19 protein-coding genes and 2 tRNA genes are annotated in these 20,296 nt (G+C 54.7%); 11 read left to right on the forward strand and 10 right to left on the reverse strand.

The genetic code is table 11. The features are described 5' to 3' along the window. The first annotated feature begins 12 nt into the window (after positions 1-12). Both AC27IT_RS15620 and AC27IT_RS15625 read left to right on the forward strand, forming a co-directional pair. The gene (locus AC27IT_RS15620; RefSeq protein ID WP_005835584.1) at positions 13-1,320 is read left to right on the forward strand and encodes a nucleobase:cation symporter-2 family protein; all 1,308 of its coding nucleotides are present in this window, start codon (positions 13-15) and stop codon (positions 1,318-1,320) included. A gap of 383 nt (positions 1,321-1,703) precedes the next feature. Continuing rightward, entirely contained in the window at positions 1,704-2,738 is a 1,035-nt protein-coding gene (locus AC27IT_RS15625) for a chymotrypsin family serine protease (protein WP_025844444.1), read from the forward strand. On the opposite strand, the gene AC27IT_RS15630 is transcribed toward AC27IT_RS15625, so the two are convergent. From AC27IT_RS15630 to AC27IT_RS15640, 3 genes are all read right to left on the reverse strand, one after another. Next, positions 2,728-4,458 (reverse strand): protoglobin domain-containing protein, encoded by a 1,731-nt coding sequence (locus AC27IT_RS15630; RefSeq protein ID WP_007786024.1) that lies wholly within the window; start codon positions 4,456-4,458, stop codon positions 2,728-2,730. The two genes, AC27IT_RS15625 and AC27IT_RS15630, sit on opposite strands and share 11 nt — an antisense overlap. 182 nt (positions 4,459-4,640) lie before the next feature. Further along, positions 4,641-5,066: a metallothiol transferase FosB gene (gene fosB, locus AC27IT_RS15635; protein ID WP_197186820.1), complete on the reverse strand. Its 426-nt coding sequence runs from the start codon at positions 5,064-5,066 to the stop codon at positions 4,641-4,643. Positions 5,067-5,257: 191 nt separating this feature from the next. After that, positions 5,258-5,488 carry a hypothetical protein gene (locus AC27IT_RS15640; RefSeq protein WP_005836625.1) on the reverse strand — a complete coding sequence of 77 codons (231 nt, stop codon included), beginning with the start codon at positions 5,486-5,488 and terminating at the stop codon, positions 5,258-5,260. Between the two features lie 141 nt (positions 5,489-5,629). On the opposite strand from AC27IT_RS15640, the gene AC27IT_RS15645 reads away from it, so the two are divergent. From AC27IT_RS15645 to AC27IT_RS15670, 6 genes are all read left to right on the forward strand, one after another. Further along, positions 5,630-6,142 (forward strand): DL-endopeptidase inhibitor IseA family protein, encoded by a 513-nt coding sequence (locus AC27IT_RS15645; protein ID WP_005836623.1) that lies wholly within the window; start codon positions 5,630-5,632, stop codon positions 6,140-6,142. An 83-nt stretch (positions 6,143-6,225) separates the two neighbouring features. Continuing rightward, positions 6,226-6,750, forward strand: a complete 525-nt coding sequence (locus AC27IT_RS15650) for an RNA polymerase sigma factor (RefSeq protein WP_026557812.1) — start codon at positions 6,226-6,228, stop codon at positions 6,748-6,750. Then, the gene (locus AC27IT_RS15655; protein ID WP_487091903.1) at positions 6,740-7,762 is read left to right on the forward strand and encodes an anti sigma factor C-terminal domain-containing protein; all 1,023 of its coding nucleotides are present in this window, start codon (positions 6,740-6,742) and stop codon (positions 7,760-7,762) included. The genes AC27IT_RS15650 and AC27IT_RS15655 overlap by 11 nt, the downstream gene beginning before the upstream one ends. A gap of 117 nt (positions 7,763-7,879) precedes the next feature. Continuing rightward, a tRNA-Pro gene (locus tag AC27IT_RS15660) sits at positions 7,880-7,956 on the forward strand. 16 nt (positions 7,957-7,972) lie between these two features. After that, positions 7,973-8,055, forward strand: a tRNA-Leu gene (locus AC27IT_RS15665). A 652-nt stretch (positions 8,056-8,707) separates the two neighbouring features. Then, on the forward strand, positions 8,708-9,232 hold the full coding sequence (locus AC27IT_RS15670; protein ID WP_487091904.1) for a type 1 glutamine amidotransferase domain-containing protein: 525 nt from the start codon (positions 8,708-8,710) through the stop codon (positions 9,230-9,232). 67 nt (positions 9,233-9,299) lie between these two features. Here AC27IT_RS15670 and AC27IT_RS15675 read toward each other — a convergent pair whose 3' ends face one another. From AC27IT_RS15675 to AC27IT_RS15690, 4 genes are read right to left on the reverse strand one after another with little or no spacing between them, the layout of a single operon-like run. Beyond that, the gene (locus tag AC27IT_RS15675) at positions 9,300-9,452 is read right to left on the reverse strand and encodes a hypothetical protein (protein WP_005831649.1); all 153 of its coding nucleotides are present in this window, start codon (positions 9,450-9,452) and stop codon (positions 9,300-9,302) included. A gap of 5 nt (positions 9,453-9,457) precedes the next feature. Continuing rightward, on the reverse strand, positions 9,458-10,690 hold the full coding sequence (locus tag AC27IT_RS15680) for a Ger(x)C family spore germination protein (RefSeq protein ID WP_025844433.1): 1,233 nt from the start codon (positions 10,688-10,690) through the stop codon (positions 9,458-9,460). Then, positions 10,683-11,789, reverse strand: coding sequence for a GerAB/ArcD/ProY family transporter (locus tag AC27IT_RS15685; RefSeq protein WP_025844432.1), 1,107 nt, complete (start codon positions 11,787-11,789; stop codon positions 10,683-10,685). The genes AC27IT_RS15680 and AC27IT_RS15685 overlap by 8 nt, the downstream gene beginning before the upstream one ends. Continuing rightward, complete coding sequence (locus tag AC27IT_RS15690; protein WP_025844430.1) at positions 11,786-13,366, reverse strand: spore germination protein; 1,581 nt, start codon at positions 13,364-13,366, stop codon at positions 11,786-11,788. Before AC27IT_RS15690 ends, AC27IT_RS15685 begins: the two co-directional genes overlap by 4 nt. A gap of 197 nt (positions 13,367-13,563) precedes the next feature. Between AC27IT_RS15690 and AC27IT_RS15695 the strand changes: the two genes are divergently transcribed. Continuing rightward, positions 13,564-15,204 (forward strand): dynamin family protein, encoded by a 1,641-nt coding sequence (locus AC27IT_RS15695; protein ID WP_026557816.1) that lies wholly within the window; start codon positions 13,564-13,566, stop codon positions 15,202-15,204. Positions 15,205-15,209: 5 nt separating this feature from the next. Then, on the forward strand, positions 15,210-17,177 hold the full coding sequence (locus AC27IT_RS15700) for a dynamin family protein (RefSeq protein WP_340673238.1): 1,968 nt from the start codon (positions 15,210-15,212) through the stop codon (positions 17,175-17,177). 306 nt (positions 17,178-17,483) lie between these two features. On the opposite strand, the gene putP is transcribed toward AC27IT_RS15700, so the two are convergent. Both putP and AC27IT_RS15710 read right to left on the reverse strand, forming a co-directional pair. Then, a complete protein-coding gene (gene putP / locus AC27IT_RS15705; RefSeq protein WP_025844423.1) occupies positions 17,484-18,947 on the reverse strand; it encodes a sodium/proline symporter PutP in 1,464 nt (487 codons plus the stop codon). A 191-nt stretch (positions 18,948-19,138) separates the two neighbouring features. After that, positions 19,139-19,597, reverse strand: a complete 459-nt coding sequence (locus AC27IT_RS15710; protein ID WP_005831639.1) for a hypothetical protein — start codon at positions 19,595-19,597, stop codon at positions 19,139-19,141. A gap of 129 nt (positions 19,598-19,726) precedes the next feature. Here AC27IT_RS15710 and AC27IT_RS15715 point away from each other — a divergent pair, with 129 nt between their 5' ends. Continuing rightward, positions 19,727-19,933, forward strand: coding sequence for a cold-shock protein (locus AC27IT_RS15715; RefSeq protein WP_005831638.1), 207 nt, complete (start codon positions 19,727-19,729; stop codon positions 19,931-19,933). Positions 19,934-20,090: 157 nt separating this feature from the next. Here the strand turns inward: AC27IT_RS15715 and AC27IT_RS15720 are convergent, their stop codons facing one another. Then, on the reverse strand, positions 20,091-20,288 hold the full coding sequence (locus tag AC27IT_RS15720) for a hypothetical protein (RefSeq protein WP_005831636.1): 198 nt from the start codon (positions 20,286-20,288) through the stop codon (positions 20,091-20,093). Positions 20,289-20,296 lie beyond the last annotated feature (8 nt).

Genomic DNA, 20,296 nt, shown 5'->3' on the forward strand with positions numbered 1-20,296 from the left:
GTAGAATACCTCATGCTATCCAAACAGAAGATAGTTACTTTAGGTCTGCAGCACGTACTTGCGATGTATGCGGGTGCTGTCGTCGTACCGCTTATCATTGGCGGGGCCCTGAACCTGACTCCTGCGCAGATTGCTTACTTGATCGCCGCCGATTTGTTCACGTGCGGGATCGCTACGTTGCTGCAAGTCATCGGGACGCGCTACACAGGGATTCGTCTCCCGGTTGTGCTTGGCTGTACGTTTACTGCCGTAGGTCCGATTATCGCGATTGCCTCTACGAGCAATCTGGCCACGGCTTATGGAGCGATAATCGTCTCCGGTCTGTTCGTCGTCTTGGCTGCTCCGTTATTTGGCAAGCTGCTGCGGTTTTTCCCGACCGTGGTGCAAGGCTCTGTCGTGACCATTATCGGTCTGTCGCTCATTCCTGTGGCGATGAACAACGCCGCCGGTGGACAAGGCATGCCGGACTTCGGCTCTCCGCGCAACCTGCTGCTCGCGCTCGGAACATTGGCTATTATTTTGTTTATTAATCGCTTCTTTACCGGATTTATTCGCGCGATTTCCGTCTTGCTCGGCCTTGTCGTCGGGACAGTCGTCGCGTACATGATGGGCATGGTCAGCTTCGCCAGCGTGGCGGAAGCGTCCTGGTTCAGCGTAGTCGAGCCGTTTTACTTCGGCGCGCCGCAATTTTCGATTGTGGCGATTGTGACGATGATCTTGGTCAACATCATTAGTATGGCAGAGTCGACTGGCGTTTATTTTGCGCTCGGAAAAGTAACCGAGACGAAAGTAACGGACAAGGACGTCGTCAAAGGCTTGCGCGGCGAAGGAATCGCGATTGTTCTGGGCGGCATTTTCAACGCGTTCCCATACACTGCCTTCTCGCAAAACGTAGGGCTCGTTTCCTTGACGGGGATCAAAACCCGCGACGTCATGATCGGGGCTGGCGGATTGCTGGTTGTGCTGGGGCTTTTGCCAAAGCTGGCTGCGCTGACGACGGTCGTCCCCAATGCCGTATTGGGCGGCGCGATGATCGCGATGTTCGGGATGGTAGTCGCATCCGGAATCAACATTTTGTCGCACGTAGATCTTCGCCAAAATGAAAATCTGCTGATCGCCGCTTGCAGTATCGCGGTCGGCCTCGGCTCCGCCGCTGTGCCGAGCATGTTTGACCAACTGCCGACCATGGTGAAAATGATGCTGCAAAACGGTATCGTGACAGGCTCGCTGACAGCGGTTGTGTTGAACATTTTGCTGGTGCATACGAATAAAAAAGTCAACCAGGCTGCCGTGCCAAGCACGATCTCGGAAGCGTCCTGATCGGCTTAACCAAAGCTTCGACAGCTTCACTCATACATGAACCGCCATTCTCTCGCTTGCGTGCAGAGGATGGCGGTTTTTTCGCTTCTACAAAGTGACGATGGCATCCGAAAAATTGCAACCGAACGAGAAGGGGCAGGTCGCATGGGACATGTTTGTCGGGGAAGTGAGGTTTTGTGGAAATGGGAGGCGGGGAAAGCAGGATAGCAAGGCAGCAGCAAGGCAGCAGCAAGGCAGCAGCAAGGCAGTAGCAAGGCAGCAACGCATCCACTAGCTAGCTCATAAAAAAGGCTCTCGCGAGGTTGGCAAGCGTCCAACGGTCTTGGCCAAGTCGGACATAGGATGGCTATGTACGAAATCACTTGGGAAGGACAGATGAGTGTATGGCTACCTTTCGAGAAGCGTTGAGAGCCAAGAATCACCTGGTGAAGAGGTGGAAGCGGATGCCTGGTGTCATGGGGATCGGCGTCGGATATGTAAACGGCAAGAACAGCAAAAAAGGAGCTTGCGTCGTACTGTACACGCTGGACGCGAGCGCGGCGGTGAAAAAAGGCTGCCCGAGCTGTGTCGCCGTCAAACGGAAAAAGGGCGGGAAAAGTCCGAGAATTACGTCGCACGTCGCGGTTCCCGTGCGGACGGTTACCTCCGGCAGATGCACTAGCCATCAAAAGCTGCGCTCGACTGCCAACTATCGCCGGAGAATCCGTCCGGTGATAGCGGGCGCAAGCGTCGGATATCCCGGGGCTTCGGGGACTGCGGGCTTGATCGTGACAGGAGCGATCCGCCGCGCCCAGCGTTTTTTGCTGAGCAACAACCACGTTTTGAACCGGAACAACTCGGGCGGCTATTCCGAGACGATCCAGCCGGGAGGGGCGGATGGCGGGCGTTCCGGGCGCGATCGGATTGGACAACTGTACCGCTTCGTCCGGCTGCGGAAAAATGCAGTGAATGAGATGGATGCGGCACTGAGCATTCCCACTTCGAACGACCTGCTCGCTCCGCGCTATGCGAAAATCGGCACCGTTCCGGGCTACGTCCACTCTTACGCTATCGGGAGCCGCTTGAAAAAGGTCGGCCGCTCGACAGGCTTTGTCAGTGGCATCGTGGAATCCACCCACACGGACATCAACGTCGATTACGGCGACTACGGCGGTCTGGGAACGATCCGCTTCCGCAACCAGACGGTCATCAGAAGCGCGGCGCCGATTTCGTTGCCGGGAGACTCCGGTTCGGTCTGGCTGACGGCAAACAATTACGCGGCCGCGGTCAACTTCGCAGGCTCCGCCGATGGCAGACTGTCGATCACGTTTCCGATCCACAGGGCGATGCGCGCCTTTGGGGTGCGTGTAGCGCAGCCAACGACGGCTCCGTCCAGAAAACGGGGCAAGCGCCGCAGACGGCGAAACGTCAGGAAGTGACCTGCAGCTCGGAAGCGAGATCATCCAGACAGGCGAGCACTTCGTCCGAACGCGCTTCGAGGACGGCAAAGGCCATCTCCGCTTCCTTTTGCTTGCCGGAGGAAGCGAGCGTGTAAATGTGGCGGATAGCTTCGTGAAACCGTTTGTGTGGCTCTGCCAGTCGGCGGAAGGAAGCAAGCGAGCTGATCGCCTGGTTTTGTTTCGCTTCGTCGTACCAGACGCCCAGGCGGCAGCGGTGATGGTCGACGAGATCCTTTTCCTCGATCGTATGATAGCCGAGCAGGAAGTTGTACACCCACCATTTCCACAGGAGATGATCGGTCTTGACGATGCGCAGGCTGTGCTTCGTTTTTAGACGGGCCACCTGGCTGATGCTGCCTTTGTGCAGGCTGTTGATGCCTGCCCCGATTTCGTAGATGTTTTTTCCGGCGTGGGAGACGTGGTTGAAAATCTGCTCCATATTGCTCTCCACCTGGGATATGCGCATGTAAATATCTTCGGTAGAGGCCGACTGTTCTTCTGTCAAAGAAGCGATATGTCCGGTCGCATGCCCCACTTGCTCGACATTTTGCACAATCTCTCCCAACAGCTCGATAGCTTCGCGTGTTTGCGTCGCTTTGTCGGTGAAGTGGACGCCGAGCAGCGCGGCTGTTTCCTTCACCTGATTGGCATCTTGCCGGACGGCTTCCATCGTGCCGGAGATGCTTTGCACGGATTGCTTGGTTTGTTCGGCGAGCTTGCGCACTTCTTCTGCGACGATGGAAAAACCTCGCCCGTGCTCGCCTGCCCGAGCGGCTTCAATCGACGCGTTTAAGGCGAGCAGATTCGTCTGATCGGCGACGCTGCGGATCACCTGCACCACCTGGGAGACGGCTTCGATGGAACTCATCAGGGAGGAGATTTTTGTCTGCATCTCCGCAAATTCCTCCGCCATGGACAGGAAGCTTGTCAGCGACGTCTGAATGATTTGTTGGCCCGCAGTAGCCTGCTCTATGGTCGTAGAGGCATTTTCTGCTACCTGGACAGCGGATTGGGCCACTTTTTGCACCGATTCTGACAATTGCTCGGCCGCCTGTCTGACATTACCCGCCTCCACCGTGGTTGTGTCGAGAGTATCCAGCACATGCTTGATTTTGTCGATTTGCATGACCAGCTCCAGGACATTCCCCAGCCGGTCAATGACTTTATAATCGTTATCCTCCTGGTACGCTTCCAGAACGATCTGGGAATCGAGAGTGAGCAGCTTGATTAAAGCCAGCAAAGTCGAGGACAACTCGTCCGGCTTTCTGGCATACGTGTCTACGATGGCGGGAATCAAAAATTCGTACAGCCGCATGTAAGAGCCGGTGTACCATTCCGGGGCAAGTCCGATTTTGCTGTGGACTTCCCCGATTTTTTCCCGTCCTGCTACATAGGCTTCGTTCAGTTGGGCGTCGGGAAGCGATTGCAGGTAATGGCGAAAAGAACCTGCAAGACGGCCCACTGTCGTATTCGCTTCAATGATTTTCATCAAATTCGCATAGTGGCCGAGCATCTGGTAATGACGCTCAGTAATGGCATCGAGATGCTCGGTAATGAGCGGTTCGATTTGTGCGAGTCGTTTGAGATCCTCGCTGTTCATTTGCAAAAAGTTCACCTTTGCTCGCAACTGCTCGGTCATCTGAATATCGCTTTCCTGAATCGGGGCAGTCTGTGATCGCGCCCAACGCTTCCCAAACATAGAATCCCTCCGCTTTTTTATGAAAAACTGACCGATTCTTGACGCAGAAGAGGCCAGTTGCTGTAATGGAAATAGGTCAAACCGCCTACCTGATTATACCATTTAAGGAAGAATTGAACCTGTGGAACTACTGGGAATTTGTGAAATGTTTATGTAAGTCATGAAAAAGATCGAAAGCGTTATCAATCGAAAAACGTCATATGCGGCTTTGCTTCCCGGTAATAGGCGAGACGATCCTGCAAGCTGCCTGTGTGCAGCTCGAACTTGTGCCCGTCGGGGTCTGTGAAATAGAGGGAGCGCTTGTCCCGCTCATCGCGCTCTCTGCCGGGGAGAATGTGGACACCGTGCTGCTCCAGATGGCGCTTCCAGTCTGCAAAGGCTTCTTCGGCAACGGAGAAGGCGATATGGGTGTAGGACAGGGCAATTTCGTTGCGGGGGATGTCGCGCTCTTCGTTCAACGCCAGCCAATAGCCGTTCCAGTCGAAGTAGGCCAGCTTTCTGCCGCGAACGAGCGGCTTGGCGCCGAGTACATCGCGGTAAAAACAAAAAGAACGCTCCAGGTCGGAAACAGAAAACAGGAAATGGTTGATTCCGGTCAATGGCTGCATGACATCGCCTCTTTCGCTTTTTTGAATGTACCTTCTTGATCGTGATGAGATCATTGTACGTCAGCGAGACGACTGTTTGCCATGGTAGAACAGCAGGGCCGACGAGCAATAGGCAGCCCTTGATTGGCAGCAAAACAGGCAGCCCGATAGCATCCGGTCTGCCTGTTTTGCCTTTTTGCGAAGCAGTATGCTTACGACTGGGATTGGCCTTGCTGCGCTTGCGCCTGTGTTTGCAGCGTGGACTGAACCTGCGACACCATTGTTTGCGCCTGGGCAATTTCCTGCGAAGCCTGTTTCAGCGCTTCCTCGGCGAGCTGCGGATTGGCAGCGGATTGCTCGATGGCTTGCGTAATCATATTTTTCGCGAGAGTGGTCGCCACTTCGGCTTTTTTCAGCGAATCAGTGTTGATTTGCGTTGGCATGTCAGTTCCTCCTTGGGCAGAAGATTGGTTTGGCACACCGTTATAATTTCTCCCGTTTGGCCGCGATTATGTATGAAAAGGCACGTGCCCAACCGTTTGCAGCGCAGGCTGCATACCTTTGTAGGAGGGGAGGAATGGGTGATGAAGAAAAAGTGGGTAGGGGTTGTCCGGCAGGCGGAGCAGGCTTTTTGGACCATTGTGTTTTCGGCACAGCGGCGAGTCGGGGAACGGGGCAGAATTTTGCCCAAGCGGTTTAATTCGAAAAACAAAATTCGCCGGTTTTTGACCCGGTTCATGACGCCTTGCCTCGCGAATCGCGTGATCGGCAACCTCGATCTGAGACGGATCAAGGGACGGCTGGCCGTTCCGGTAGGAGATGGAATCGGTGCGGCGCCGATTGTCAAATCACAAATTTTGAAGAAAAGCGAGAGGTGCGTGACGCTCGCTGTCTGGTTTCAATTTGACCCGAGCGACCGCTTTTTTCTTGTCTACCAGTTGAAAAAGCAGCCGGATGGGCGCTGGATCGTGGTAGGCCGCCATCCGCTGGACTATCCGTTCAATCGGCCTGGACAGCTTTTCCGGATAGTGCCTGGCTGTTGCAAGCCTTGTGTGCGGGGATGCAAGCGGGTGAGAAGGAGGGTCCGGCGAAGGTGAGCGTGGGGGAGGGAAAACAAATTTTTGGAGAGAAGTGGTAACATTTTGCGCCTGACTTCGTTTGTATGAAAGGGAGGTGGGAGATGAAGGCACAACTATGGAGCGAATGGTTCGCCGAATACCAGCAGCCGCTGTACCGCTATTTGTACCGGATGTGCGGTTCGCGCGAGGTGGCCGAGGAGCTGTTGCAGGAGACGTTTTACCGTGCCATGCTCTCCCTCTCGATTCAGGATGCCCGACAGGCGCGGGCGTGGCTCTACAAAGTGGCGCGGCATTTGTACATCGACTGGCTGCGCAAACAAACGTCGGAAAAAAGCATGCTGGAAAACATCCGCCGTCTGTTCAGCGCGTCCTCGCGCACGTATGAGCCGGAAACGATGTATCGCCAAAAAGAGGACAAGCAGCGGGCAGAGTGGATTTTGCAGCAACTGCCGGAGCGGATGAGGACGATCCTCTACCTGCGCGAGATCGAGGAATTTTCCTATCAGGAGCTGGCGGATACGCTTGCGATGAGCCTCGATCAGGTAAAAGTCACGCTGCACCGGGCGCGAAAAAAATTTCGCGAGTGGGAGAAGCGAGTGGAAGGAGGAATGGACGATGGAGGATGACAAGCTGCGCGAAAGGCTTGATGTGTCCGAGATAGTCTGGGACGAAAAAAGGGCGCGACGCCTGATCTGGCGGTCGCGGTTTGCGCTGTGGAGAAATATGGCGCAAGTATTGCTCGCCATATGGTTTTTGTACATGCTCTACATGCTGGTGATTCAGATCGGCTATGCGAAGCTGGGCAAGGAGGACGACCTGGTCCGCTACGCCGCGACCTTGGTCGAGACGCATTACCCGGGCTTGAAGGTGAACAAGTCGGGGCACACGCCGGTGTCGCTGTCTCCCTGGCTGACGCAAGAGACGACGCTTCTCCTGTACAAGCAGCTTGGCAAGTGGGAGGAGGTCGTCGGCACGGTGACGGTCAAAAAGCCGCTCTGGGGCAAGCTTGCGTACGACATCCACTATCAGCAAAAGCAGCTCGACGACCGGGACGGAACGTTTCGTTTTGCCCTGCCGGTGTCGTTGCTCGGCAAAAAGCCTCTGGAAGTGCGCGAGGAGCAGAACGAGCTGTGGGAGCAGCTCGCCCATATGGAGGACGGCTACGTAGCGGAGATGGCGTTTTCCACGCTGCAGCCGTACGAGCCGCTGCAACTCTTCAAGCTGCTGGAAAAGTACGATCTGTCTGTGCTGCAGATGGCCGTGTACGGAGGCGAGCTGAAAACCTTTCAGCCGACGCATACGCGAAGCGGCAGTACCATCCGCGTCCCGCACCTGGTGCTGAGGCCGGCAGTTCACTACAGCGAGGGAGGAAGCATGAGCTACGAGACGACGATGGATTTGCCCGAATCGGTGGAGGAGGCGACCAATCAGCTCATTCCTGATTTGGAATGGATGCAGTCCTATGCGCCTGATGAGTTCGATGTGTATGACGACAAGCGTCTCGCCTATTTGCGCGAAAACGGAATCACCGTCTATGGCGCCGTCGTCACAGGACCGATTCGCGAGTTGGAGAAGCTGCGTGCCGAGCCTGAGCTGCACCGCTTTCAGTTGGGCAGGATTGCCGTATGGAACTGGTAGCCACATTTTTTTAAAATCCGGTCTTGATTTTGGGACGACTTGCCTGTAAAATACGTAAGTGTTGCGGCACTTTGCAGATTTTGTCGAACAAAGTGGAGCAACGTCGTGTGAGCAAATCGGGAAGTAGCTCAGCTTGGTAGAGTACTTGGCTTGGGACCAAGGGGTCGCAGGTTCGAATCCTGTCTTCCCGACCATGATGCACACGAACGGGCCGGTATGGCGGAATTGGCAGACGCGCGCGACTCAAAATCGTGAGGGAAACCGTGGGGGTTCAAGTCCCTCTACCGGCACCAGCAATCCATACATATGGTTTTTGTTATAAGGTGGGGAACAGCGAGCAAATCCTGTTTCTCACTTTTTTCATTTTCGGGCGCCGCTTTGAGATACAAATTAGTGAAAATGGACAAAGAAAAAGTCAACGATGAGAGTTGACTTTAGGAACCATATATCTTCTACTGAAGTGTCATAAAGATAAAAGCTATTGTAACCAGCAGGAAGAGGACAAACAAAACCCCAAACACTATAGAGGTGTTTGCTGCTTTATTAAATCGAGCAATATTAGAGTTCTTTAATGACTCAATAGAACTAAAAAAACTTTTCATTGCCCCCACAAAAAACAACAGTGTAAAAAAAGCAAAAAAATATAGCAAGATCATCCCTTCCTCAATACATTAATGTTTTCTTCGTTTTTCTCGCTCTTTCGCATGTTTTCATCTTTGACGCACGAAGCGCTTGAGGATAATATTTGACGGAGAGTGAATATATGGAATGGACCTGTTGGCGGGAATGTAATAGACATTCTTTTGCAGGAAAAAGGGGATTGCGACTGACTAAGTACGACTTTGCGCACTTGAAATAGTCTTTGCTTAACAATGTCACTGCTGTTCTTTATTATGAATTTGAGACAAGCTTCTTCTATGCAAAGAGAAAAAGGAGGCGGATATCGTGAGACTTGCGGGAAAACGTGTAGTCTGCTTTGTAGAAAGCGAATTTGAAGATTTGGAGCTGTGGTACCCGGTGCTGAGGCTGCGCGAGGAAGGGGCGACTGTCCATTTGGCGGGGCCGCAGGCGGGACACGCCTACATCGGAAAATACGGCGTGCCGTGCGAGGTGGACAAGGCATTGAGCGAGCTTGATCCGGCGCAGTACGACGGCGTGCTCGTGCCGGGTGGCTGGGCGCCGGACAAGCTTCGCCGCTATCCGGAGGTGCTTTCGTTTGTCCGTGCCATGCACGAGGTGAAAAAGCCGATCGGCCACATTTGCCACGCGGGCTGGGTGCTCGCCTCGGCAAAAATTTTGGCCGGAGTGAAGACGACCTCTACGCCTGGCATCAAGGATGACATGGAGAACGCAGGAGCAGTGTGGGTCGACGAAGAGGTGGTCGTCGATGGGCACATCGTCGGTTCCCGCCGTCCGCCTGATTTGCCGGCGTACGCGAAGGCTTTCGCGGATTTGTTGGCTGAAAACTAAGGACAAGCAGCGCAGTTGCAACAAAAATAGGCACGCTCGTTGACAAAACGCCAGGCGTGCCTTTTTTTTATGAGCTTGGCCTCTTGGTGTTCTTCCAGGGCGGGTCCCCCCACTCGTGGATTTTGTTGCTGGCCGTGTAAAACAAAAACGGGATCAAAAAAGCGAGCAGCGCGCCGCCAAAGGTGAGAAACGGGGGCAGCGAGCCCAAATATTTCATCATGCTGGTCACCTTCCTTCTACTTTTTCCGAACGGTTGATGGAGCCGACATTTCGCAAGTACACCTTGGCTTCGACGTGGATTTCGCTCTTTTCGTACAGGCGCTGCCCTTTTTCCCAATCGTGCTGGATCTGCTTCCAGAGCGAGTAGTCTTTTTGGCGGATATTGCTGCCCAGCTTGATGACATCGGCTTTCATTTCCTTGTGCACTTTCTGGATCGTATCCCGGCACATCCGCTCGATTTCTTTTGCGAACGCTTGCTCCAGCTTCTTCGTCTCTTCCTTGCTGAGAAAATCCATCAGCGCGTAGGCTTCTGCCAAAATGCCCTCGCACTCGATTTGGATCGTGAAAATAAAGTGCTGCTTGTCGCGCAAATCTTGTACGATAGAATGCTTCGTCCCCTGGATGTTCAGGACGACCAAATCGTTTTTGACCTTGGCTTTTAACAGTCCCCCGTTAATATTCCCCGTCAAGAAATTCAAGCCCTCGGTTTCTTCTTCGCCAAGAAAGCCGACCATTTGGTTGCGATTGGAAAACACAGCGCTGCCCGCCATTTTGATTTCGTTTTTTTCCGCCCGCACTCTCGGAATGACGAAGCTGAACGGGTTGAGCAGCTCCTCGTGAACATCTCCCACTCTGACCTCGGGAAGCATGCGCGCATTTCGATCGATGTTTTCACCAATCGAGTTGATGTAGAGCGCGGGCAGCTTTTCCGTTTTCGGCTTGACCTCGATAATGCTTTTGGCCGGGCCATTGGAGATAAAGACTTTGCTGCTTCGCCTGGAATCGGGATCGCGCAGCAAAAAATCCATGGCGTTGGCAAAGCCGTTTTCGGAGCGGGCCACTTCTTCCGAGATGACGAGAACCTTGAGGTGCTGGTAAAACGGAGCGCGACTGGTTCGGGTAGCCAGCTCGCGGGAAACCTCGAAAAGCGAATCCCCCTCCGAGGAGAGGTTGAGAAACGCTTCGTTCGTCGTGTTTTGTCCGCCACCGCCGCCCTGGTTGCCTGCGATCAGTCCGCCAGGGATGACGAGCTGGTGGGTGACGAGGAAGCGCTGCTTGACCCGTGGTTTTCCCGGCGATTCTTTCGCAGCCCGTTTTTCGGCCTCGTTGGAGCGGGGGGCATCAATGGCGACACCGACGACAAAGCCGCGTTCCTCGATCTGCACCTGGTCCCAGCAGCCCGTGACCAGCGTGCACAGGAGAACGACCATGCAGGCCAGAGTAAGACGCCTATTCATGGCCCCTCACCCCGCGGATGATGGCGAGCAGCAGTAGCAGGATGGGGCACAGGTAGACGATAATCATTCCGAAATACGTCACATAGTCGGCAAACGTAAAGAAGTCGACCAGATTTTGCGGGAGCATCGCGACGAAGTAAATAATCGGCGACAAGAGCAGGATCCAGACCATTTTTTTTACGTTGCGGAACATCGACGCTAAATTGAGGATCGTGATATCGAGCCACATCATGCACGTATCGAAAATCGTCATGATCCAGATCGCAAAAAAGATCGATTCGACCCGCTCGAAAAAACCGCCGGGAATTTCCACTTCTTTCGCAAGATCAATCGTCGGGTACGTCAAGTTTTTGGCGACCTCGGCCGAAAAGACGCCGATGACGAAAATGTAGATCGTCAAGTAGAGGGCCACCGGGATGAACAGCCCGAGCGCCATGGCCTTTGTTCCGTCTTTTGGCCGTTTCATCAGCATCGTATAGAAGAGAATGATTTCGAACCCGGAGTAGGAAAGCCCCACCGCTTGCGAGCCGTCCAGCAAGGAGCGCCAGTCGGATGAGAAAAAGGGGCGAACGTTTTCGACTTCGATCAATTGCGAGGTGAACAGCAAGACGAAAAACATCACGACCAGGACGACTGGCAAAAACAACAGGTTGAGCCGCAGCATGGAGATGCGCGATCCCGCCACGGCATACTGGACGATCAACAGAAAGCTCAACGTAATCATTTCGACTGGGGTGTTGTAAAACAAATACTGCTTGGCGATGTTGCCGATCGCGCGAATCTCGAAGGACACGAACAGCATCGTGTACAGACAGACGAGCAAGGTCAGGACGTAGCCGACCGGCTTGCTTGCGATCATCGAGGTGTACTCGAAAAAAGTTTGCCTGGGGAAGCGGGCGGCGAGCTTGGCGAGCAGCCAGCCGATCAGAAAGGCGATCAGGCCGCTGATGACGACGGAAATCCAGCCGTCGAATCCGCTGGTCGCTTTGGCGAGCCCGCGCGGGAAGGTCAGGATGCCGACACCGATCGTAACCGCGGCGATGTTGATACCCATATGATTTTTGGTGAGCATTTTATCTGACAAGGTTTGTGCACTCATTTGGAGTCCCCTGTTCTCATTCGGATTTCATCTTCTGGGTGCAGGACTTCGGGACGGTCTTTTAAAAAGGTGACAGGCGCGCGCAAAATCAAGTCTTTCCAGTCTCTGGGCATTTGCGGGGCAAACGGAGCCAGGTACGGATGGCCGATGCTCGTCAGATTGGACAGGTGGATGATGATCGTAATCAGGCTTAGCACGACGCCGTACACCCCGAAGATGGCGGCGGCAAACATGGCGAAAAACCGGATCATGCGAAACGCGATCGCCAGGTGGTACGACGGAATGGCAAAGGACGAAATCGCTGTCAGCGCTACGACGATGACCATGACCGGGCTGACGATCCCGGCTGATACCGCGGCGTCGCCGATGACGAGACCGCCGACGATGCCGACCGTCTGGCCAATCGGTTTGGGCAGACGCAGCCCCGCCTCCTGCAACAGCTCCATCGTCGTAATCATCATGATCGACTCCACGAAAGCCGGAAATGGAACGCCGTCCCGTGTGGCGGCAATGGAGAAGGCGAGATCGGACGGAATCAGGCCAGGGTGAAACGTGACCAGGGCGATGTAGAGCGACGGCGAAAATACAGCGAAAAAAGCGGCCAAATAACGCAAGAGCCGGGTCAGTGTGCCGACGATCCAACGCTCGTAGTAGTCCTCGGGAGAGTGCATGAGCAGACCGAGCGTGACGGGGAGAATCAGTACCATCGGCGTGCCGTCCAGCATGATCGCGACCCGCCCTTGAAACAGGGCGGCACTCACCTTGTCCGGGCGCTCCGTATTGTGCACCTGGGGGAAGGGCGAGAGAAAATCGTCCTCGATCCACTGCTCGATAAACCCTGACTCTTCTACTTCATCAATGTCGATGGTGGCGATTCTGCGGTGAACTTCCTTGACCAAATTGTGATCCACAATATTGTCGATGTAGGCGACGATCAGCTCGGTTTTGCTGCGCGTTCCTACCAGGGTGCTATCAAAGCGCAGGCTCGGGTCCTTTACTCTTCTGCGGATCAGCACCGTGTTGTCCCGGATGCTTTCAGTGAAGCCGTCGCGTGGACCGCGCACAAGCCCTTCGGAGACGGGCTCCTCGATGGCCCGGGACTTCCAGCCTTTGCTGTCAATGAGGATGATCTCGCTCGTGCCGTCGACAAAAATGGCGGTATCTCCGGACAAAATACAGTCGATGGTGGCTGCGAGAGACGTTTCTTTTTTTATTTCGACAACGGACAAGACCTCATCAAAAAGCAGGTTGAGGATCGCATCTGGTTCAGTAGGAACGGTTTTTTCCGCGGTAGAGATCATCAACTGGATATGGCCCAGCACTTGCGCATGGAGCATATCCGCATTGGCCAGACCATCAATCGCAATGACGGCGCACGGATGGTTGCTGTTGCCGATGAGAAAGCTGCGGATCAGCAGATCGTGAGGGTTGCCAAGCAAGGAGCGAAACAGGTCCATGTTTTCCTGCAGGCTGCTGGACAGCTTTTTGCCGGCAAGCTGTGGCTGTGACTGCTGCATGTGCTGCATGAGGGGAGAGGTTTTCTTTTTGCGTCGCTGGGCGAAAAATTTTCGCATCATGGAAGTCCCTCCCGTTCAAAATGCGAATAGCATGTTAGTGCGATTTTTTCCAGAACAAAGGGAATTTATGCGGATGAAAGTTCCACGACAAACTTTCGCACAAAGAATTGAACAACCCTATGAGGTATGATACATTCGGCATGGTAGAATAGAGAGTAGTAGAGAGAGTAGGAAAGACGGAGAAGGGTGGAATCGTAGTGCTTGACAGTCAAGTTTTGGTTCGGGAGACAGACTTTGCGAAACTCGCGCATACATGGGAAGAGCTGGCGCAAGCGATGGCCGGGCAGGGAGATCAAGCGACTCCTGCCAAGCTGAAGCAGCTTGCAAAAAAAACGCGGAAAGCCGAGCTGAACATCGCTTTCTGTGGACACTTTTCCGCAGGGAAGTCCACGATGATTAATACGCTGCTGGGGGTCAGCCTGCTGCCCTCCAATCCGATTCCGACCAGCGCCAATGTCGTGAAGATCCGCGGTGGCGAAAAAGCTGCTCGCGTCTATACAATGAACGGCGACGTCGTGACGTTTGATCCGGATACGGAGATGGAGAAGCTCAAGCAGTTTGCCGTTGATGGAGATACCGTGGAGTCTGTAGAAGTCTCCTATCCGGGAACGCTTCTCGACGAGCATTCCAGCCTGCTCGATACGCCAGGGATCGACTCGACCGACGCCGCGCACAAAATCGCGACGGAATCCGCGCTGCACCTGGCTGACGTCGTCATTTACATGATGGATTACAACCACGTCCAGGCAGAGGAAAACTTCAACTTTACGAAAACCTTGAAAGATCGCGGCAAGCCAGTCTATCTGGTTGTGAACATGATTGACAAGCACATTGACTTTGAGCTTGATTTTGAGAGCTACAAGGAAAGTGTGGAGGAAGCGTTCGCGACCTGGAACATTCATCCCGACGGCATTTTTTACACCTCGCTCGCGGAGCCGGACCATCCGGAAAACCAGTACGCGGAGTTTCGGCAAAAGCTGCTGGCGCTGATCGCTGGACGCGAGGAGCTGGTAGGCAAAAGCGTTCGCAGCGCTGCCGAGCATTTGATCGAGGAACACGTCCAGGCGGTAAAGGCCAGCCATGCCTCCAAGCGTCAGGAGCTGGAAAGCAAGCTGGACAGCCTGGAGCTGGCAGACGTAGACAGCCGCGATGCCCAAGGGGTGTCCGCCGCGCTTGCCCAGGCAGAGGCGCTCATGGCGTCGCTGAAAAACCGCACAGCAGAAGCGCGCGCCCAGATGGAAAAAGACTTGGGCTCGCTGCTCGACAACGCCCGGTTGACGTACTACAGCACGAACGAAGCGGCGCAAAGCTACCTGGAGAGCCGCAAGCCTGGCTTCAAGGTGGGCTTTTTGTTTGCGGGGAAAAAGACCGAGGAAGAGCGCCAGCGCCGCGAGGAAGCGCTGTTGGCCGAGTTCCGCGAAAAAGTGGCGGGCAATCTCGACTTCCATTTCAAGGAACTGATGAGCAAGCAGCTTCAAGCGCATGACATCCGCGACGAGGAGTACCACGCGCGTGTCCATGCGACCGAGATCGCAATAACGGGCGAGTTCCTGGCCAAGCACATCAAGGATGGGGCGGCTTCCCGCGAGTATGTGATGAACTACTGTACAGACGTCGCGAACGCGATCAAGCTGGAGTACAGACGCGCGGGTCTTCTGTTCATCGAGGAAGTCGTCGGACGCCTGGAGAGCCAAAGCGAGCAGGAGAGCGCGGCACAGCTCGAACGCCTTGGCGTCCTGCGCGAGATGGCTTCGCTGCATGAACAGCTTGCAAGCCTCACCGCGAGCGAAGAAAACACGAGAGAAAGATTGCAGGCAATCATGCGTGAAGGAGAATAGGAATCATGAATCAGCTTCGAGACAAACTTGTGGCGGCCGCAGAACGGCTGCGCCGCGCAAGCCATGAAATCGTTTCCGTACCAGGGATGCAACAACAGGCGCAGGCGATGCAGGAGCGGGCAGAGCGCCTGACCGCCAACCGCTTCACGGTCGCCTTGTTCGGCGCATTCAGCGCCGGAAAATCTTCTTTTGCCAATGCGTTGATGGGCGATCTCGTCCTGCCTGTATCGCCGAACCCGACGACGGCGGCGATCAACAAAATCATGCCGCCAAGCGCGGAGCACCCGCACGGCACGGTGCGCGTGGTGCTGAAACAAAGAGACGCGGTGGAGCAGGACGTGCTGCGCTCGCTCGCCGTTTTTGGACTGCATGCCGCAAGCCTGGAAGGCGCGCTGTCCGAACTGAACAAAATTGACGTGGCGCAAATTCCGCCGACAGCGAAGCCGCACTACACGTTTTTGAAAGCCGTCACGAAAGGTCTTCCCGAGATGGACACGCATCTGGGCGGAGAGCTGATCGTGGACATGCAAGCATTTAAAAGCTTCGTCGCCAAAGAAGAAAAGGCTTGCTTTGCCGAATACATCGAGCTTTTCTACTCTTGCCCGCTCACCGATCAGGGCATCGTGCTGGTCGACACGCCAGGGGCGGATTCCATCAATGCCCGCCATACGGGTGTGGCGTTTGAATACATGAAAAACGCGGACGCTGTCCTGTTCGTCACGTATTACAATCACGCGTTTTCCCAGGCTGACCGCGAGTTTTTGCTGCAAATGGGCCGGGTCAAGGACACGTTCGAGATGGACAAGATGTTTTTCATCGTCAATGCGGCTGACCTCGCCGCTTCGGAAGAGGAGCTGCAGGGTGTCATTGCGCACGTAGAGAAAAACTTGCTCACCTGCGGCATCCGCCTGCCGCGCATTTATCCGGTATCCAGCCAGACGGCGCTTTTGGCGCGCATGCATGAAAAAGGCAAGCTGGCGGCTTCGGCGGAAAAAGTGTACCGTCAGCGCACGCAAACGGCAGAAGGCGCTCCGCTCATGCCGGCAGAGGAAGCGTTCAAGCTGTCAGGCATGGCCGCTTTTGAAACAGCGTTTCTCCGGTTCACGATCGACGAGCTGACACAGATTGCCGTGAACGCAGCGATGGGCGAAATTCGCCGCGCTTACGACACGTTGACCGAGTTCATGCGCATGGCCCAGTCCGGTGAAGACGAGCGGCTCGCCCGCAAGGAAGCGGCGAGCAAGGCCCAGTCGGATGCGTTGGCTGCCGTAGCGGCTCTGTCTACCGCTTCGTACGAGCGCGACCTGGCAAAAGAGCGCGAGGAACTGCTCTACTACGTCAAGCAGCGGCTGTTTTTCCGCTTCAACGAGCTGTTCAACTTCGCCTTTAACCCGGCGGTTCTCAAGGAAGACGGGCGCAGCATGAAGCAGGCGCTCCAGGGCTGCCTGACCGATCTGCTGCGCTCGATCAGCTACGATCTGGCACAGGAGCTGCGCGCCACCACACTGCGCCTGGAAAAGTTCCTGAGCAAGCAGGGAGCCGCGCTCGTTTCCGCGTGGCAAAAAGACGTGCACGCCTACGCAGCAGGTTTGACGCTGGCGCCGTACCAGCAGCGCCAGGTCGAGACGCTCGCCTTTGCCGAGGAGCTGCCGGTGTCTGTTGAGGCATTCCAGCCAGCGCTTGGGCTGTTCAAAAACACGAAAGACTTTTTTGAGCAGGACGGCAAGCTGAAGCTGCGCGAAGAGCTGGAAAAGCGCATGCAAGAGCCGGTAGCGGCTTACGTCGCGACCGGAAGCGAGCAGCTTGGCGAGCAGTTCAGCGCGCTGTTCAGCGAGATGGTCGCGACAGAGCGGAACCGGGTTGTCGAGCAGATTAACGAATACTTCACAGGGCTGTTTGCCGCGCTGGATATGACCGTGGATCTCGAAGAGCTGGGAGCGAAGGTAAACCGCGTGGCCGCGGAACTGGAGTAACGGCTTGTGAAGCGATAGAAAAAAGAAGGCAGCGCACGCTTTTCGTCAGGCAAGGGACGGGCGTGGCTGCCTTTTTTTACGTGCAGCTAAGACGGCGCCAGCGGCTTGGCGCAGCCAAATTTTGTCATGCGGTCCGAATCTGTCGGAACAAGAACCGCTGCGGGCGGGTAAGCAAGTTTGGCGCACAGCAACGGTTGCTCGTGCGAGGGCCTGACAAATAGCGGCCAAAGCTTTAACCGCAACGAAAAAAACGCCCAAGCATTTGCACGGGAGGCAAAGCGTGGGCGTTTTTTGCTTGGGCCAGTTTTATTCGCTTGCTTTTTTGTACTGGTCAAACTGGGCAGCCACTTCCTTGGACGGTTCGCTGGTCAGCTTGCTGACGATAAGGATGGCGAGCAAGCTTGCGGCGAAGCCCGGAACCATTTCGTACAGGAAGTCTTTCAGCACATCGAAGCGCGTCCAGACGATGACGGTGACGGCTCCGGCGATCATGCCAGCGAGCGCGCCCCATTTGTTCATCCGCTTCCAGTAGAGGGACAGCAGGATGACAGGACCGAACGAAGCGCCGAATCCGGCCCAGGCGTAGCCGACGAGGTCGAGGATCGTATCGTTTTTGTTCAGCGCCAGCAAAAAGGCGATGACGGCGACGATCAGGACGGAGAGGCGGCCGACGGCGACCAGCTCTTTATCCGAAGCCGAGCGCTTGAGAAACGTTTTGAAAATGTCTTCCGTCAGCGAGCTGGAGGTTACGAGCAACTGGGAAGAAATCGTGCTCATGATCGCAGCCAAAATCGCAGCGAGCAAAAAGCCGGTGATGAGCGGATGGAACAACACAGTACCGAGCTGGATAAAGATCGTTTCCGGGTCGGCAATCGTCCAGCCTTGCTTCGCGAACAGCGCAATCCCGATCAGTCCGGTAAACATGGCGCCAGCTACGGAGAAAATCATCCAGCCCATTCCGATTGAACGCGCTTTCTTAATTTCTTTTGTTGAAGTAATCGCCATAAAGCGGACGATGATGTGCGGCTGTCCGAAGTAGCCGAGCCCCCAGGCGAACAAGGAAATAATTCCGAGCAGACTTGTATCTTTGAAAATATCGAGCAGGGACGGATCGACCGAGCGAATGGTCGTAAACGTTTCGCCCACGCCGCCAACGGTCAAGATCGTGACGAGCGGCACCATGATGAGGGCAATGACCATAATCAGCCCTTGCACGGCATCGGTCCAGCTTACGGCGAGGAAGCCGCCAAACAGCGTGTACGCGATGGTAACCAGGCCAACTACCCACAAGCCTGTACGGTAGTCCATGTCAAACGTGTTTTCAAACAGGACACCGCCGGATACAAGGCCAGACGAGACGTAAAACGTGAAGAAGATCATGATAACGAGTGCCGAGACAAGGCGCAGCATCCGGGAGCCATCACCGAAGCGGTTTTCCAGGTAAGCCGGGATCGTAATGGAGTTGTTGGCTACCTCCGTGTACGTGCGCAGACGCGGAGCCACGTACAGCCAGTTGGCATACGCACCGAGTGTCAGACCGATGGCGATCCAGGAGGCGCTAAGGCCTGTGGCGTACATCGCACCGGGCAATCCCATCATCAGCCAGCCGCTCATGTCGGATGCGCCAGCGCTGAGAGCGGTTACAGTTGGTCCGAGTGACCTGCCGCCGAGCATGTAGTCACTCAAGTTGGAGGTACGCTTGTAGGCATAATAGCCGATGAGCAGCATGCCTACCATGTACACAATGATGGACGTGAGCAGCATATTCATGGATAGCACCTCTTGTTCAGTTCAATATTGTTAAAAGTAATAGTGACGTCTTACACAATATCATGCCCAGATATGAAAATCTACAAAAAAACACAGAAAATTTAGTAGAAAAACAATAAAAAGTTTTTAATCGAATTAAAAAAACCCGCGATTTTACCATCGCAGGTTCAATTTTCTATTTTATCCTTTTTTTACTGCACTTGAATCTGTCCATTGCCGTCAAGAGTCACCTTGAACTCCTTCACGACAGTAGGCTCTGCACCCGGGTTGTTCAAATCGTGTTTCAGCACTTGAAAAGACCCGTCGCCAGCGAGCTTGCCTGTGTATTCCACTCCGAACAGTTCGGACTTGTAAAAACTGAAGTTGGCCAGCTCAGTCTGCTGCAACTGGTCGACGAGCAACTGTCCGTCACCGCTGAACATGGCGTTGCGCAGAGGCTCAGAGGATTCGTATTTTTGCTGGAGATAAGTCTTCAATTGCTGGGCGATTTCCGATTCTGCGAGCTGCTTGCCCGCTTCCACCGCCTGCTTGCCTACCTCGATGGCCTGTTTGCCCGTTTCTACTGCCTGTTGCGCTGTCTGTACGCCTTCGGAAATTTCCGAGCAGGCTGTCAAGAGCAGCGCGCAGCCGAGAATCCATGCTTTTTTCATGTTCGTGCTCCACCCCTTCCTTGCACTCTTGAATCGTACTTTATTTATTTTACTGTATATCCACTTTCGGCGCATCCGCATATGATGAGGTAAGCGTAAGAGCTGCACTGATTACAGGGAGGAAGCGCAATGATTCAAGGGAAAGTAAAATGGTTCAGCAAGGAAAAAGGATATGGATTCATCGAGCGGGATGGAGGCCCTGACGTGTTCGTGCACTATTCGGCGATCACGGGCACAGGCTACCGGAATTTGGAGGAAGGCGAGCAGGTCGTGTTTGAGATTGTGAATGGACAGCGGGGATTGCAAGCGGCAAATGTCGCGCGCAAAATCGTCTAGGCAAGAACAGAGCTTATACTGTAGCCTGTAAAAACAGCAGATGACCGATCCGTCATCTTTTGATTCCAGACGCCGTCACACCCGTAAGGGCAGACGGCGTCTTATTGTTGGCAGACCGTTCTTCCAGGGGGGGTTTCCCCCGCAGGGAGTGCAAGTCCTACAGGTTGTAGAGAAAGACGGCCAAGGCGATGACGAGCATCGACGTAATACACCCGTATATGAGCAGCAGGTTGCGCGAACGCTGCTTGAAGCTGCGCTGCTTGGCTTCCACAGGCTTCAGACCGATGAGAAACGTCCCGACGAACGCAAAGACAACGAGGATGATGACGGCAACAATAAAGGGAAAAATAGTCATGACGGACC

This window comes from Brevibacillus sp. YAE8 (genome assembly GCF_057543335.1).